Origin of the sequence: Planobispora longispora, assembly GCF_016863135.1 — a bacterium.
Lineage (GTDB): Bacteria > Actinomycetota > Actinomycetes > Streptosporangiales > Streptosporangiaceae > Planobispora > Planobispora longispora.
On record NZ_BOOH01000064.1, the window covers coordinates 1 to 14,302 of the forward strand.

Genomic DNA, 14,302 nt, shown 5'->3' on the forward strand with positions numbered 1-14,302 from the left:
CACCGACGGTGTCCTTGGTCTCGGCGGCGTTGGCCGCGGCTGCCTTCGACTGGGTCGCGCGCAGCTCCTCAAAGCCCGCATCGACGCGCTGGCTGAGCGGCTCGGCCTCGTTGAAGCCCGCCCAGAAGGCATCCAGGTCACCGGCGGCAGCGGCGGGCATGATCTTCTCGTCCCGGATGGCGGTGTAGGCGCGCCAGTCGGCATACACCCGCTCCCAGGCGCTCTTGTCGGCCGTCATCTCCGCGAACACAGTGGCGTCCTGGGCGATCTCGGCATCCAGCTGGTGCATCTCCTCGGCGTTCTTCGGCCGGTACTCGGCGTCCGACATGTAGTAGTTGAGCACCAGGTTGCGCACCTGCAGCAGATCGGTGTGCAGCTCGGCCAGGGTCTCGATCGGGCGCACGCCCTCGGTGTAGATGGCCGAGGCCTTGCCATCGGCGGTGTTAAGGCCGCTGAGGCTCACACCGATCACCAGCAGGCCCGCGGCGGCCACCGCGGCGACGGCGGCGAAGATCTTGGCGGTCAGCGGCAGGTCACGGCCGCGGGCGGCCAGCGACCGCCGCGCCGACGGGTCCGATACGGGCAGAGCCGAGGACATGGGTATTCCTTCAGGTGAAAAGACAGGGAAATGAGCAGTGGCCGGGGGTGCTCTTCCCATCGGCCGATATCGGCCGATGTTGAGGGGCAAGCGGCGACGTCGTCAGCGGGCCGCTGCCGGTGCTCTCACCGGTGAGAACCGCACAGCAAGGCCGGCCGTATCACCCGGGCTCGCGGCAATGGCGGCTCAGCGGTGTTCGCCGCTGCGGGCCAGCAGGTGGCCGATGCGTACGGCCAGCTCGCGCGGGCTGAACGGTTTGATCATGTAGTCGTCGACCCCGGCCCGAAAGCCCTCCTCCACATCGGCCTCATGCGATTTGGCGGTCAGCATCAGCACCGCCACCTCGGCCAGCTCCGGCGTGGCGCGCAAGGTGCGGCAGACCTCCGGCCCGCTCAAACCCGGCATCATCCAATCCAGCACCACCACGTCGGGATGCAGCTGCGCGGCCAGCGCCAGCGCCTGGTGGCCGTCTGCGGCGACATGCACCTCATAGCCTGCTGCCTCCAGGCGAAAGGCGGTCAGCTCCTGGATGTCGAGGTCATCATCGACGATCAGCACGTGGGTCATATGCTCCCCCGCTTTCCCCCGTTTTGCCGCTCGATGTCCCGAGGTGTGCCCGCCGCTGCGCCGGCTTATCCGCAGCCGTCCCCCCGAGGTGGCCGGGGTGAACCCCCGGGAGCTGCAGATACCCGGCACGCACGGCCGCGGTGCGGCAGGTGAGGGGCGCGCGTGCTCACCGGCCCGGCGGCCGACGGTTACTTTCAAAGCGCCGGGTCAGCATCGAGGCGCTCGGCACGACCGCCGGCGAAGGAGAGGGGGAGCAGCCACGATGGCGATCCTGCCGTGGCCGCGCGATGAGATCGAGCGCCTGGCCGAACTGCACGCCCTGGGCGCCCTGGAGGACGTGCCGGATCCGGATTTCTCCGCGCCATCGCCGAGGCGGCCGCCGAGATCTGCCAGACTCCGATCGGGCCGGTCAACCCGATCGGCCAGATCCGCCGATATTTCAAGGGCCACGCCGCCGCCACCGGCATGGACCGCCAGATCGCGTTCGCCCACCGGCTGCGTCAGGCCGGGATTCCTTGTGGTGGATGACGGTGAGCGGGATCGGCGTCCCGTCCCGCGCGGGCGCGTGCGTGCACCTCGTCGAAGTCCACCGGTGAGCGGGGCGTGAGCCCGGTGTCCTGGAGGGAGTGGCCGTCGTAGCAGTAGAGCCGTGGCGCGTCGGTCCAGCCGGCCATCAGCAGCAGGGCTTCGGGCCGCGTCGGGTGGGTGGTCCACTCCAGGATCGCGCCGTCGGCCGGCATCGGGAGGTCGGCGGGCTCGCCGGGTGCGGCAGAGCGTCCAGGTGCTCGCGGGCGTGCCTGGCCTGTCCCTGGTCGGCCAGGGCATCCTCGTGGAGACCGAACCGGGATTATTCGCTCAGTCCCGCCCCCGAAGACCCCGGCCCGGACGTGACGTCGTCCATGGGCCGACCCCCCAGGGCGGCGGCGAGACGCGAAGCGAGACTCGCGAGGGCGGCACGCAGTTCCGGGCCGCCCTCGACGCGGAAGGGGAACGGCACGTTCGACAGCCACTCCTGCGCATACATCGTCGGGTTGCTCGTGCTGCCGACGAGCACGCACCCGTCCCGCGACGGTTCGAGCCTTCCCATCGGCGGCCGGATCCAAGGCGCCACCTCGGCCGGGGGAGCGTCGAACACGACGCGCGTGGCGAACTCCCACCCGGTGCCCAGGTTCTCCTCCAGCGCCGCCACCGGGTCGAGGTCGTCGGGCGGCTCGAACGTGTGCGTACTCTGCTGAACCTGGAGGACGCGGTCCACCCGGTAGGTACGGACGGCGTCCGCGCGGTGGCAGTGGCACAGCAGGTACCAGCGCCCGTGACGGACGACGACCGCCCAGGGGTCCACCTCGGTCTTCCACTGGTTGCCGGACTCGCTCCGGTAGGCGACCACCACGCGCCGCCGGTCCGCGATGGCGGTCACGAGCACGCTGGTGGTGGCGGGATCCGGACAGGCCGAGAGCCGGTCGGGCGCCGCCGACGCATACTCACGCAGCGTCGCCGCCTGCCGTCCGACGTTCTCGGGCAGGGCTCGGATGATCTTGCCCAGGGCGGTGCCGACGAGGTCGCCGACATCGGCGGCCGCCGGCTGGCCGTTGAGCACCGCCATGACCAGGCCAAGCGCCTCGGGTTCTGTGAAGGCGACCGCGGGCAGCCGCGTCCCGCGCCCGAGCCGGTATCCACCGTACGGGCCGCGGACCGACTCGACGGGGATGCCCGCCTCCCGGAGGATTCCGACGTACCGGCGCGCGGCCCGCTCCGTGACGCCCAGACAGGCGGCGAGCTCGCCGGCCGTCACGCCAGGGCGGGCCTGGAGGATCTGCATGGCGCGCAGAGCCCGTGCGGTGGGACTGAGATCGGTCGGCACGCGAGCACATTACGAGATCACGTAATGAACAGGAAGTAGAACGTCCGGAATCGGCCCTAGCCTGACGTCCTGACCGCGTTCCGTCCTCACCGGAACGCGCCGAAGGAAGAGAACTGATCATGGATATTCTGCTCATCGCCGGCCTGTGGCTCGACGGATCGGCGTGGGACGACGTCGTGCCCGCCCTTCAGGCGCTCGGTCACCGCCCCGTACCGGTCACCCTGCCCGGGCAGGGTGACGGATCCGCCTCGGCCACTCTCGAGGACCAGGTGGCAGCCGTGCTCGCAGCCGTGGAGTCGGCCTCAGGAAAGCCCATGGTGGTGGGGCATTCCGCCGCTTGCACCCTGGCCTGGACGGCCGCCGACGCGTGCCCGGAGCGGATCGCCAAGGTCGCGTTCATCGGCGGCTTCCCGGCCGCGGACGGGCAGCCCTACGCCGACTTCTTCGAGGTGAAGGACGGCGCCATGCCCTTCCCCGGCTGGGGCCCGTTCGAAGGATCGGACTCCGCCGACCTCAGCGAGGAGGCAAGGAGCAACTTCACCTCCGCGGCGATTCCCGTCCCCGCCGGGGTGACGAAGGGCGTGGTGCGCCTGACGGACGAGCGACGGTTCGACGTGCCCGTCCTCGTCGTGTGCCCCGAGTTCACCCCCGCCCAGGCTCAAGAGTGGATAACCGCCGGTGCCGTTCCCGAGCTGGCCAAGGCCAAGCACCTTGACCTTGTGGACATCGACTCGGGCCACTGGCCCATGATCACACGGCCTGCCGAGCTCGCCCGGCTCCTGGCCGCCGCGGCCCCTGAGGCGGCCCCTTGAGGAACAACCCCACAGCTCCCTGAGCCCTCCATCGTCGCGATAGCTCCAGGACCTGGGCTGGGACATGTGGATCTCCATAGTGCGTCGGAAACCCAGGTGTCAACGATGACCGTCAGTTTTAGAAACCAGCGCGGGCACCGGCGTCACCGAGGCCGTGTACAGGCACCAGCTCAGACCTGTGATCACGAAGGGTGCGCACACCATGAACGCCGTCTTCGGCGCCAGCCGGCGGGCTGAGTTGGAGTGAGGTGGCTCCCCGGCGGGCTCCCATCGCCCCGGAGAAAACAGAAGAGCCCGCCGGTTGGTGTCAACCGACAGGCTCTGACCTGCGTCTCATCTGTGTGGGCGATACTGGGATCGAACCAGTGACCTCTTCGGTGTGAACGAAGCGCTCTCCCGCTGAGCTAATCGCCCGCCCTGTGCGGCTCCTCGCGGTGCCGACGTGGAAAACCATACAGCAATCCGGGGCAGCTCGCGAAGTGACGCCGTCGGAGACGTGATCATGGGGGTGACGGTGTGGCGCCACGCGACAGAGGGCAAAGGGTCGGCGATGAGGCCATTGGGGCGCTACGGTGTCATAGCATCGTCCTGATCCGGAGAAGTACCGTACGACCATGGCTAGACCTCTATCGCCTGAGACGCCCTCCAACCGGGAGTCGACCGTGATGGAAACGATGCGCAAAACCCTCGTAAATACGACCCCGTTGATGGCGTTTAGCCAGCTAGGTGACGAAATGTCGCGCTGTGATGTGCGTTACAGAAGGGCCTGGAGGCGGAATCTCTCCTACGGGTCTCTCCGTTCCGCCTCATAGGAGCGGACGAGATCCGATGAGAGCAGTGGAAGCCCCGCGCAGGGGACCGACGACGAAAAGGTTTGGCTGACGATGAACAGCACCACCGTCTCTGCCGAGCTGGGCCTTCGGCTTGTGGTCCCCGACCGAACCACCGTCCCGTTGCTGGCCGGTCTCAGCTACACGGCCGACGATCCCTACGCGATCCGCATGGCCTTCCACGTGGGCAACGACGAGCCGGTCGAGTGGATCTTCGCCCGCGAGCTGCTGACCGTGGGCATCGTGCGCCGGGTCGGCGACGGCGACGTCCAGGTGTGGCCGGCGCGCGCCGACGGCGAGCGGACCTTGCACATCAGCCTCACCTCCCCGTTCGGGCAGGCGCTGTTCGAGGTGCCGCTGGCTCCTCTCACCGAGTTCCTGCACCGGACCTACGAGCTGGTCCCGGCGGGCCGCGAGACCGACTTCATGGATCTCGACGCCGAGCTGAGCAACATGCTCTGGAGCTCCTGACCCGCAACCCCGTCTCCTCGCCTCAGCCGCGCCCCGGAGAACGGTCCGCACCTCGGAGCCGCGGCCCGGTCAGAGCCGCTCGAGCATCTTCCGCATCCGCGCGATCTCGATGCCCTGACCGGAGGTGACGTCGGCGGCCGTGGCGCGCATGATCCGGTCGGTGCCGTTCCGCAGCTCCACCCCGGCCATCTCCACCGCCGCCTCGTGATGGGCGATCATCAGGGTCAGGAAGAGCTTGTCGAAGGCGCCGCCGCGCGCGGTCCTGAGCTGGTTCATCTGCTCCTGCGTGACCGTGTGGTCGTCGTGTCCCGGAGGCGTACGGCCGACCGACCTCAGCCAGGACGTCATGGCCGCGATCTCCGGCCGCTGCGCCGCGGTGATCCGCTCGGCCAGCGTCTTCACCTCCTGGGACGACGACCGCGGCGGGACCAGCGCCGCCATCTCCAGCGCCTGCCGGTGGTGCGGGATCATGCCCTCGGCGAACGTCACGTCGGCCGCCGTCACCCTGGCCTCCGACTCGCCGAGCCGCTCCCCCGGCCGCGCCGTACGCCCGGATCCTCCGGGATCGCCCGGAATGATGACCGGCGCGCCGCTCTCCGCCACCAGCGGAGTCCTCTCCTCCGGCGCGGATCCCGCGCACCCCGAAAGGGGCAGTGTCAGCGCCATGAGAACGAGAGCGCCACCCAACCGATACATACCCCACATAACATCAATAATGATGTAAAGGAATCCAAGTGATGGGGGCAGTGTGCGATCAACCGTGGCGTTCGCGCTGGCGGCAGTTCTCGTGACGGCGGGCTGCAGCGCGAATCCGGGACCTTCGGAGCCCGCGTCCCCTCCGGCCGCGGCGAGCTCCAGCGCCCCGCCCGCCTCGCCGGGTGAGACCCCCGCGGGCTCCGCCGTCCTGCACAGCGACAACGTCACACACGTCGCCAACGTGCCGCCGCGAGCCCCGCTCGACGGCCCCCAGGCCTGGGGCACCGACCTGGCCTTCCAGGGCGACCACGCCTTCGTGGGCAACTTCGACGGCTTCACCGTGTTCGACGTCTCCGATCCGGCCAAGCCCCGGATCGTCAGCCAGGTGCTCTGCCCCGGCGAGCAGAACGACGTCTCGGTGACCGGGAACCTGCTGTTCCTCTCCATCGACATGCCGCGCGGCGGTCCCGGCTGCGACGACGGCGAGCAGACGGGCGAGCAGGGCTGGGAGGGCATCCGGATCTTCGACATCACCGACAAGGCCCACCCGAAGTTCGTCTCGGCGGTCAGCACCTCCTGCGGCTCGCACACCCACACCCTGGTGCCCGGCAAGACGGCGGAGACGGTCTACCTGTACATCTCCTCCGCCGGCCCGGAGCCCGGGAACCCGAGCTGCCCCGGCCCGCACGACATCTTCTCCATCGTCGAGGTCCCCACCGGCGATCCCGCCAAGGCCAAGGTCGTCTCCAAGCCGAGGCTCTCCGACGACCCCCGGCCGGGCGCCTCGGTGGGTCTCGGCGGCTGCCACGACATCACCGTCTACCCGGAGAAGAACCTGGCCGCGGCCGCCTGCTTCGGTGACGGCATCCTGCTGGACATCACCGACCCGGTGAAGCCCACCGTGATCCAGCAGGTGAGCGACAAGGAGAACTTCTCCATCTGGCACTCGGCCACCTTCAACAACGACGCCACCAAGGTGGTCTTCGGCGACGAGCTGGGCGGCGGCATGGGCGCCACCTGCGACCGCAGCACCCCCAGGACCAAGGGCGCGAGCGCCGTCTACGACCTCTCCGAGGATCGCACCCTGACGCTCCGCGGCTACTTCAAGATCCCCAGGGAGCAGCAGCCGGACGAGAACTGCGTCGCCCACAACGGCTCACTGATCCCGGTCCCCGGCAAGGACATCATGGTCCAGTCCTGGTACCAGGGCGGCGTGTCGATCTGGGACTTCACCGACTCGGCCAACCCCCGCGAGATCGGCTTCTTCGAGCGCGGCCCGGTGGAGGGCCTGGCGGGGTCGTGGTCGGCCTACTACTACAACGGCCACATCTACTCCAGCGACATCACCAGGGGCCTGGACGTCCTGCGGATCGACGACCCGCTGACCGACCCCGCCAAGACGGCGAAGGCGGAGGAGCTCAACGCCCAGACCCAGACGGCCTACTGAGAGCCGAGGGGTTTCGGCTCCCGTACGGCGCACGCGGGCCGTGCGGGAACCGGGGCTCCGGCCGCCACGGGCCCGGAGCCGTACGGGAAACCGGACGCCGGGAGCGGTGCGGAGACCGGGCGGCCGGCCCTCACGGGTCGAGGTCGGCCCCGGCCCGCTCGGCGAAGACCCGCATCGCCTTGGCCGTGACCGGGCCGGGCGCGACCGGGAGCACGGTGCCGTCGACCGCGCGGATCGGCTGGACGTCGCGGGTCGTGGAGGTCAGGAACGCCTCCTCGGCCTCGTAGAGGGCCGAGAGCGGCACGTCCTCCTCGGTCCCGCCGCACCATTCCAGGACGAGCGCGCGGGTGACCCCCGCCAGGCAGCCGGAGGCGAGGGTCGGGGTGACCAGGCGGCCGTCCCGGACGATGAAGACGTTGCTCCCGGTGCCCTCGCAGAGGTTCCCCGCCAGGTTGCCGAAGATCGCCTCGCCGCCCCCGCGGGCCTTGGCGTGGAAGAGCGCCTTGGCGTTGTCGCCGTAGGAGGTGCTCTTCACCCCGGCCAGCGCGCCGCGCTCGTTGCGCGGCCACGGCACCACGGCGACGTCGGCGGCGGCGGGGAACGGCTTCTGCTCCCCGACGATGATCACGGTGGTGGTCCCCTGGTCGCCCCGGTCGGAGCCGAGCGGGCCGGGCCCGCTGGTGTAGGTGATGCGGATGCGCCCGAGCGTCCAGGCGGGGGCCTCGGCCAGGCAGGCCCGGACTCCCTCGGCGATGGCGTCGGTGTCGGGCGCGGGCAGGTCCATGCGCTCGGCGGAGAGCCGCAGGCGGTCGAGGTGGCGGGTCAGGGCGAACGAGGCGCCGCCGACGCACTTGACGGTCTCGAAGACGCCGTCGCCGACCATGAGGCCGTGGTCGAAGACCGAGACGACGGCCTCGGCCGGGTCGATCAGTTTCCCGTTGACCCATACGGGTGTGTTCATCAGATCTCCTTGTCGGGGGTGGAGGCGAGCGCGATGAGCCGGGACGCCTTCAACTCGGTCTCGTGCCACTCACGCCGCGGGTCGCTTCCCCAGGTGATGCCCGCCCCCGTGCCGAAGTGGATCTCGTCGGCGGAGAGCCAGAAGGTGCGGATGCCCACGGCCAGCGCCGCCCGCCGCCGATCGGCGTCGACCCAGCCCACCGCACCACAGTAGGGCCCCCGGGGCTCGGGTTCGAGTTCGTTGATGATGCGGAGAGCAGAATATTTCGGTGCGCCGGTCACCGAACCCGGAGGAAACGTCGCGGCGAACAGCTCCGGCCATCCGAATTCCGGCGCGAGCCGGGCCCGGACCGTGGAGACCAGGTGCACCAGGCCGGGGTGCTCCTCGACCTCGCACAGCGCCGGCACGCTCACCGATCCCACGACGGCGACCCGGCCGAGGTCGTTGCGGACCAGATCGACGATCATCACGTTCTCGGCGTAGTCCTTCTCCAGCAGGTCCTCGGCCGTCGCGCCGGTCCCCTTGATCGGCCCGGACTCGATCACGTCGCCGTCCCGGGACAGGTAGAGCTCCGGCGAGGCCGAGACCACGCTGAGGCCGGGCAGGCACACCGTGGCGGCGTGCGGCGCGGGGTTCCCCTCCGCCAGCCGTACGGCCAGCGCCACCGGGTCCGGGTCCCCGGCCAGCGGCGCGGTCAGCACCCGGCACAGGTTGGCCTGGTAGACGTCGCCGCGCTCGATGTGGTCGCGGATGCGGCGCACGCCGTCCTCGTAGGCGGCCCGGTCGAGCGAGCTGCGCCAGGCCGACGGGCGGGGCCCCCGCCAGGGGCCGCGCGGCACGGGCAGCGGGGCGGGCCGGACGTCGGCGAACCGGGCGCACGTGACCTTGCCCTCGTAGTCGACCACGACGGCCCACCAGCCCCGGCCGTCCAGTGCGGACAGGTCGGTGGTGACGTCGAGGAGCCGGGTGGCCAGCAGGCCGCCGGCGTGGGCGAAGGAGTCGTGCACCCCCCTATTGTCGCGCCTGTCCGCCCGTCACCCCGGCCACCGCCCCCGCCAGGGACTCCAGCAACGCGCGGGCGGCGGGCAGGGGGGTGCGGGGCAGGGCGGCCGAGACGGCGCGGCGCGGCGCGAACTCGCCCAGGGAGCGGAGCGCGAGCCCCGGCGGCACCGCCCACGCGGCGAGGGAGGGCACCAGGGTGACGCCCAGCCCGGCCGCCACGAACCCGAACTTGCCCGTCCACTCGCTGATCCTGAGGGTGCGCGGGGTGAACCCGGCACGGGCGCAGGCGTCGCCGAGCATGGTGCGCTGCCCGGGCGGCGGCGCCTCGATCCAGGTCTCGTCCCGCAGCTCGCGCAGGTCGACGTGCTCCCCCGCGGCCAGCGGGTGGTCGCCGGGCAGCGCGAGGAGCAGTTCGTCCTCCGCCAGCTCGACCACCTCGACCTCGTCGTCGTACGGCAGGCCGGACGGGTAGTCGCTGACCACCGCGATGTCCAGGCTTCCCTCGCGCATCCGGCGCAGCAGGCCGCCGCTGGGCCCCTCGATCGGGACGAGTTCGACCTGCGGGAACTCCTGCCGGAAGGCCCGCAGGGCGGTGGGGACCAGGGCCACGTTGGCGGTGGCGAACGCCCCCAGGCGGACCCGTCCCCGGTAGCCGCCGTGGATCCCGGCCAGCTCGTCGGCGGCCCGGGCCAGGCGGTTGAGGACGACCAGGGCGTGCCGGCGGAGCAGTTCTCCGGCGGGCGTGAGCCGTACGCCCCGGGGCAGGCGCTCGAAGAGCGGGCCGCCCGCCTGCCGTTCCAGGGAGGCGATGCGCCGGGAGACGGCGGACTGGGTGTAGGCCAGCTCGGCGGCGGCCGCGGTGAACGATCCGGTCCGGGCGACCGCGTCCAGCAGCCTCAGGGCGTCGACGTCGAACACATTCCTCCATCGCATGGCTTACATGAATGATAGTCGCTGGTGGAATGCTTGGATTGTTCCTAACGTCGGCCGGGTGATTGCTTTTCTCGGTCTGGGGCTCATGGGCGCCCCGATGGCCCGGCGACTCGTGGAGGCCGGGCACAAGGTGACGACGTGGAACCGCACCCCGCGCGCCGTGGAGGGGGCCGCGACGGCGGGCACGCCCGCCGAGGCCGCGGCGGGGGCGGAGCTCGTCATCACCGTGCTCAGCGACCCCGCGGCCGTGACGGAGGTGCTCACGGCCGCGACGCCCGGGTTGCGGGACGGGACGCTGGTGGTGGAGATGTCCACCGTCGGACCGGCCGCGGTGGCCGCCCTGCGCGACCTCCTCCCCGCCGGGGTGGGACTGGTGGACGCGCCGGTGCTGGGCAGCGTGGGCCCGGCGCGGGACGGCGCGCTGACGGTCCTGGCCGGCGGGCTCCCCGCGGACCTCGCGCGCTGCCGGAAGGTGCTCGGTGTCTTCGGCGAGGTGCGCGAGCTCGGCGGGCCGGGGGCGGGGGCGGCGATGAAGCTGGCGGTGATGAGCGTGCTCGTGCCCGCGCAGGTGCTGCTCGCCGAGGCCGTCGCGTACGGCCGCGCGGCCGGGGTGGACGCCGGGGCGCTGCTGGACGTGCTGGACGCCACCCCGCTCGGGGCGCTCGCCGAGCGGGTCCGCCCGGCGGCGGAGGGCGGGGCCGTCGGGCGGCGGTACGGCCTCGGCCTGGCGGCCAAGGACCTCGCCCTGGCCGTGAAGGACCTGGCCGTGAAGGACCCGGCCGTGAAGGACCCGGCCGAAGACCTGTCCGCCGGGAACCCGGCGCCGGCCGCGCGCCGGGGGCTGACGCTCGCGGCGGCGGCCGGCGAGCGCCTGGCCGGGGCGGTCTCCCTCGGGCTGGGCGGGGAGGATCTGACGGCCGTGTTCGGACACCTCGCCCGGGAGGCGCGGGATCCGGGCGACGGGGCGGCTCGCCGCGCGGCGGACCCGACGGCGACGGAGCTCACGGAGACGGGGCCCACGGCGACGGGCGCTTCGGGGGCGGAGGCCGGGGCGGCCCGCCGTACCGGCGTGGAGAAGATCAACCCCGAGTCGGTCCCGGCGACCAACGGGCTTTACTCCCACGCCACCCGCACCGGGAACCTGCTGTTCGTCTCGGGGCAGGTGGCGCTGGACGCCGCCGGGAACGTGCTCGGCGAAGGCGACATGACCGCCCAGTCCGAGCGCGTGATGGAGTCCCTGGCCCGCATCCTCGCCGATCAGGGCTGCACGTTCGACGACGTGACCCACATCCGGACGTTCCTCACCGACATGTCGCGCCTGCCGGAGTACGGGGCCGTCCGGCGGCGCTTCATCACCGGGGAGCCCCCGGCCAGCACGACCGTGGAGGTGTCGCGGCTCTTCCGGCCGGGGCTGCTGATCGAGGTGGAGGTGACGGCGGCCGTCCCCGCGGGGCGGTGACCGTTCCCGCGGGGCGGGCGGGGCCGCCGCGCATGAGCGCCGGGCGGCCCCGCCCTGCCGGGCCTCAGGCGAGCGGGCCGGTCACCGACTCCGCGGCGGCCACGACGGAGTTGTCGGCGACCAGGCGGACCACCGTCTCGATCTCCGGCGCGAGGAAGCGGTCCGGGCCCGGGCCCGGCACGTTCTGGCGCAGGAGGTTCACCACGGCGCCGGTCGCGGGCGCGGGAGCGTGCGGCGCGCGCAGGTCGATGGCGCGGGCCGCGGTGAGGATCTCCACCGCGAGCACCCGGGTCAGGCCCTCCACCGCGCGGCGCAGCTTGCGCGCGGCCGACCAGCCCATGGAGACGTGGTCCTCCTGCATGGCGGAGCTGGGGATGGAGTCCACGCTCGCGGGCGCGGCCAGGCGCTTGAGCTCGGAGACGATCGCGGCCTGGGTGTACTGGGCGATCATGTGGCCGGAGTCCACGCCGGGGTCGTCGGCGAGGAAGGCCGGCAGGCCGTGGTTGCGGGCCACGTCGAGCATGCGGTCGGTGCGGCGCTCGGCGATGCTCGCCATGTCGGCCGCCGCGATGGCCAGGAAGTCCAGCACGTAGCCGACCGGGGCCCCGTGGAAGTTGCCGTTGGACTCCACCCGGCCGTCGGCCAGGACCACCGGGTTGTCGATCGCGGAGGCGAGCTCGCGCCCGGCGACGGCGGCGGCGTGCGCGAGGGTGTCGCGGGCGGCGCCGGCGACCTGCGGGGCGCAGCGCAGCGAGTAGGCGTCCTGGACCCGGGTGCAGGTGCCGTCCCGGTGGCTGGCCATGATGCCCGAGCCCGCGAGCAGCGCGCGGAGGTTGGCGGCGCTGTCGGCCTGGCCCGGGTGCGGGCGCAGGGCCTGCAGGTCGGCGGCGAAGACGCGGTCGGTGCCGAGCAGCGCCTCCACGCTCATGGCCGCGCTGATGTCGGCGGTCTTGAACAGCCGGGCCAGGTCGTCCATGGCGAGGATCAGCATGCCGAGCATGCCGTCGGTGCCGTTGATGAGGGCCAGGCCCTCCTTGGCGGCCAGCTCGACCGGCTCGATGCCGGCCTGCTTGAGCGCCTCGGCCGCGTCGGTCAGTTTCCCCTCGGCGTCGCGGACGACCCCCTCCCCCATGATCGTGAGGGCCACGTGGGAGAGCGGGGCGAGGTCTCCGGAGCAGCCGAGGCTGCCGTACTCGTGCACGACCGGGGTGATCCCGGCGTTGAGCAGGGCCTGGAGCACCTTGGCCGTCTGCGGGCGCACGCCGGTGTGGCCGGTGGCGAGGGTGTGCAGGCGCAGGAGCATCAGCCCCCGGGTGACCTCGGTCTCCACCTCGGGGCCGGAGCCGGCGGCGTGCGAGCGGACCAGGGAGCGCTGGAGCTGGGCGCGGAGCGAGGGGGCGATGTGCCGGGTGGCCAGCGCCCCGAAGCCGGTCGAGACCCCGTAGGCCGGGGTGGGGCTCTCGGCCAGCTCGTCGACCCGGGTGCGGGCCGCGGCCATGGCCGCCACGGCGTCGTCGGTGAGGCGTACGGCGGCGCCGTACCGGGCCACGGCGACGACCTCCTGGAAGGTCAACGGCTCGGGCCCGATGTTCACGACCACGTTGTCGCGCATGGGGTGTCACTCTCTCCCTGGGGATGTAACTGGCTCATACCATGCTAGCCCCTTACATTTCCCGCGCCGTCCGGCCCCGCCCGAATTCCGGTTTGGGGAGTCGCCAGGTATTCGCTACAGTTCTCTGCGTGAGCCCGGGTTTCCCGGGAACGCACGCGGAAGTGGCTCAGGGGTAGAGCATCACCTTGCCAAGGTGAGGGTCGCGGGTTCGAATCCCGTCTTCCGCTCTGGCTGAGACCCTCGGGTCTCGCTCGGTGGAGTGGCCGAGAGGCGAGGCAACGGCCTGCAAAGCCGTGTACACGGGTTCAAATCCCGTCTCCACCTCTGGTCTTCGCACGCGGACGATTAGCTCAGCGGGAGAGCGCTTCCCTGACACGGAAGAGGTCACAGGTTCAATCCCTGTATCGTCCACCGGAACAAACCCCAGGCCGTCGGCCTGGGGTTTGTCGTTTCCCGGCTCCCCTCACGGGGCGCGGTCGACGAGCGTGCACTCGGCGACCGGTCCCGCCGAGACCCGGTCGCTGATGCCGGCCTGGAGGGTGAGGCCCGAGCCCTTCACCATGAACTCCAGGACGGCCACCTGACCGGGCCCGACCTTGGACGGGTCGAGGCGGAAGCCTGCGCCGCCGTCCTCCTCCGCCTCGCTCTGCGGGCCGGCCAGCCGTACTCCCTCGACCCAGGTCGTCGAGCGGGGCTGCGGCGAGCACTTCTTGCCCTCGGGCACGTAGTCCACGATCGCGTTGAAGCCGCGCGCGCGGAGTTCGGCCTGCAGTCCCTCGGGGTCCTCCGCCTGGTAGATCTTGACGGTGATCGTGCCGTCGGGGTTGTCGGTGACGGCGTAGGCCGGGCCCGTCCCGAGGAACACGGCCGCCGCGGTCGCCGCGGCCGCGGCGACCGCCGCGACGGCGACCGGTACGAGCCGTGGTCTGCGTGGTGTGGTGGTGATGTCGCTCATCACGCGCTCCTTGAGCAGCAGGAAGCGGCCGGGCGAGAGGTGTGGCCGCGGAGCCGGGGACAGCAGTCCGGCCAGTTCGTCGCGATCGTTCATGTGCC

14 protein-coding genes and 4 tRNA genes are annotated in these 14,302 nt (G+C 71.7%); 7 read left to right on the plus strand and 11 right to left on the minus strand.

Features of this window, described 5'->3' with window-relative positions; all coding sequences use genetic code 11:
• The 4 genes from Plo01_RS35600 to Plo01_RS35615 form a co-directional block, all read right to left on the minus strand.
• Positions 1-598: MCP four helix bundle domain-containing protein (locus Plo01_RS35600; RefSeq protein WP_203895180.1), on the minus strand; the 598-nt coding region annotated here is incomplete at its 3' end.
• 186 nt (positions 599-784) lie between these two features.
• On the minus strand, positions 785-1,165 hold the full coding sequence (locus Plo01_RS35605) for a response regulator transcription factor (RefSeq protein WP_203895181.1): 381 nt from the start codon (positions 1,163-1,165) through the stop codon (positions 785-787).
• A 500-nt stretch (positions 1,166-1,665) separates the two neighbouring features.
• Positions 1,666-1,905 carry a hypothetical protein gene (locus Plo01_RS35610; RefSeq protein ID WP_203895182.1) on the minus strand — a complete coding sequence of 80 codons (240 nt, stop codon included), beginning with the start codon at positions 1,903-1,905 and terminating at the stop codon, positions 1,666-1,668.
• A 107-nt stretch (positions 1,906-2,012) separates the two neighbouring features.
• Positions 2,013-3,026 carry a helix-turn-helix transcriptional regulator gene (locus Plo01_RS35615; RefSeq protein WP_203895183.1) on the minus strand — a complete coding sequence of 338 codons (1,014 nt, stop codon included), beginning with the start codon at positions 3,024-3,026 and terminating at the stop codon, positions 2,013-2,015.
• Between the two features lie 119 nt (positions 3,027-3,145).
• Between Plo01_RS35615 and Plo01_RS35620 the strand changes: the two genes are divergently transcribed.
• Complete coding sequence (locus tag Plo01_RS35620; protein ID WP_203895184.1) at positions 3,146-3,838, plus strand: alpha/beta fold hydrolase; 693 nt, start codon at positions 3,146-3,148, stop codon at positions 3,836-3,838.
• A gap of 342 nt (positions 3,839-4,180) precedes the next feature.
• Here Plo01_RS35620 and Plo01_RS35625 read toward each other — a convergent pair.
• Positions 4,181-4,252 (minus strand) — tRNA-Val (locus tag Plo01_RS35625).
• 470 nt (positions 4,253-4,722) lie between these two features.
• Between Plo01_RS35625 and Plo01_RS35630 the strand changes: the two genes are divergently transcribed.
• Positions 4,723-5,139 carry an SsgA family sporulation/cell division regulator gene (locus tag Plo01_RS35630; protein WP_203895185.1) on the plus strand — a complete coding sequence of 139 codons (417 nt, stop codon included), beginning with the start codon at positions 4,723-4,725 and terminating at the stop codon, positions 5,137-5,139.
• A 69-nt stretch (positions 5,140-5,208) separates the two neighbouring features.
• Here the strand turns inward: Plo01_RS35630 and Plo01_RS35635 are convergent, their stop codons facing one another.
• On the minus strand, positions 5,209-5,742 hold the full coding sequence (locus Plo01_RS35635; RefSeq protein ID WP_239317713.1) for a DUF305 domain-containing protein: 534 nt from the start codon (positions 5,740-5,742) through the stop codon (positions 5,209-5,211).
• Between the two features lie 145 nt (positions 5,743-5,887).
• On the opposite strand from Plo01_RS35635, the gene Plo01_RS35640 reads away from it, so the two are divergent.
• Complete coding sequence (locus Plo01_RS35640; protein WP_203895187.1) at positions 5,888-7,282, plus strand: LVIVD repeat-containing protein; 1,395 nt, start codon at positions 5,888-5,890, stop codon at positions 7,280-7,282.
• 130 nt (positions 7,283-7,412) lie between these two features.
• On the opposite strand, the gene Plo01_RS35645 is transcribed toward Plo01_RS35640, so the two are convergent.
• From Plo01_RS35645 to Plo01_RS35655, 3 genes are read right to left on the minus strand one after another with little or no spacing between them, the layout of a single operon-like run.
• Positions 7,413-8,243 (minus strand): aminotransferase class IV, encoded by an 831-nt coding sequence (locus tag Plo01_RS35645; RefSeq protein WP_203895188.1) that lies wholly within the window; start codon positions 8,241-8,243, stop codon positions 7,413-7,415.
• Positions 8,243-9,250 (minus strand): chorismate-binding protein, encoded by a 1,008-nt coding sequence (locus Plo01_RS35650; protein WP_203895189.1) that lies wholly within the window; start codon positions 9,248-9,250, stop codon positions 8,243-8,245. The genes Plo01_RS35645 and Plo01_RS35650 overlap by 1 nt, the downstream gene beginning before the upstream one ends.
• A 4-nt stretch (positions 9,251-9,254) precedes the next feature.
• Entirely contained in the window at positions 9,255-10,163 is a 909-nt protein-coding gene (locus tag Plo01_RS35655; RefSeq protein WP_203895190.1) for a LysR family transcriptional regulator, read from the minus strand.
• A gap of 73 nt (positions 10,164-10,236) precedes the next feature.
• Between Plo01_RS35655 and Plo01_RS41170 the strand changes: the two genes are divergently transcribed.
• A complete protein-coding gene (locus Plo01_RS41170; RefSeq protein WP_203895191.1) occupies positions 10,237-11,637 on the plus strand; it encodes an NAD(P)-binding domain-containing protein in 1,401 nt (466 codons plus the stop codon).
• A gap of 64 nt (positions 11,638-11,701) precedes the next feature.
• Here Plo01_RS41170 and hutH read toward each other — a convergent pair whose 3' ends face one another.
• Positions 11,702-13,249: a histidine ammonia-lyase gene (gene hutH / locus Plo01_RS35665; protein WP_203895192.1), complete on the minus strand. Its 1,548-nt coding sequence runs from the start codon at positions 13,247-13,249 to the stop codon at positions 11,702-11,704.
• A gap of 155 nt (positions 13,250-13,404) precedes the next feature.
• Between hutH and Plo01_RS35670 the strand changes: the two genes are divergently transcribed.
• The 3 genes from Plo01_RS35670 to Plo01_RS35680 all read left to right on the plus strand — a co-directional run bounded on the left by Plo01_RS35670 (position 13,405) and on the right by Plo01_RS35680 (position 13,660).
• Positions 13,405-13,476 (plus strand) — tRNA-Gly (locus Plo01_RS35670).
• Positions 13,477-13,502: 26 nt separating this feature from the next.
• Positions 13,503-13,573: transfer RNA gene (locus Plo01_RS35675), tRNA-Cys, on the plus strand.
• A 15-nt stretch (positions 13,574-13,588) separates the two neighbouring features.
• Positions 13,589-13,660: transfer RNA gene (locus Plo01_RS35680), tRNA-Val, on the plus strand.
• 52 nt (positions 13,661-13,712) lie between these two features.
• Here the strand turns inward: Plo01_RS35680 and Plo01_RS35685 are convergent.
• Positions 13,713-14,297: a hypothetical protein gene (locus tag Plo01_RS35685; protein ID WP_203895193.1), complete on the minus strand. Its 585-nt coding sequence runs from the start codon at positions 14,295-14,297 to the stop codon at positions 13,713-13,715.
• Positions 14,298-14,302 lie beyond the last annotated feature (5 nt).

What these genes read in the sequence shown, in the direction of transcription:
- Plo01_RS35610 (WP_203895182.1), bottom strand. Translation starts at nt 1,905, where the DNA reads ATGCCGGCCGACGGCGCGATCCTGGAGTGGACCACCCACCCGACGCGG.
- Plo01_RS35645 (WP_203895188.1), bottom strand. Translation starts at nt 8,243, where the DNA reads ATGAACACACCCGTATGGGTCAACGGGAAACTGATCGACCCGGCCGAG.
- hutH (WP_203895192.1), bottom strand. Translation starts at nt 13,249, where the DNA reads ATGCGCGACAACGTGGTCGTGAACATCGGGCCCGAGCCGTTGACCTTC.
- Plo01_RS35605 (WP_203895181.1), bottom strand. Translation starts at nt 1,165, where the DNA reads ATGACCCACGTGCTGATCGTCGATGATGACCTCGACATCCAGGAGCTG.
- Plo01_RS35620 (WP_203895184.1), top strand. Translation starts at nt 3,146, where the DNA reads ATGGATATTCTGCTCATCGCCGGCCTGTGGCTCGACGGATCGGCGTGG.
- Plo01_RS35685 (WP_203895193.1), bottom strand. Translation starts at nt 14,297, where the DNA reads ATGAACGATCGCGACGAACTGGCCGGACTGCTGTCCCCGGCTCCGCGG.
- Plo01_RS35630 (WP_203895185.1), top strand. Translation starts at nt 4,723, where the DNA reads ATGAACAGCACCACCGTCTCTGCCGAGCTGGGCCTTCGGCTTGTGGTC.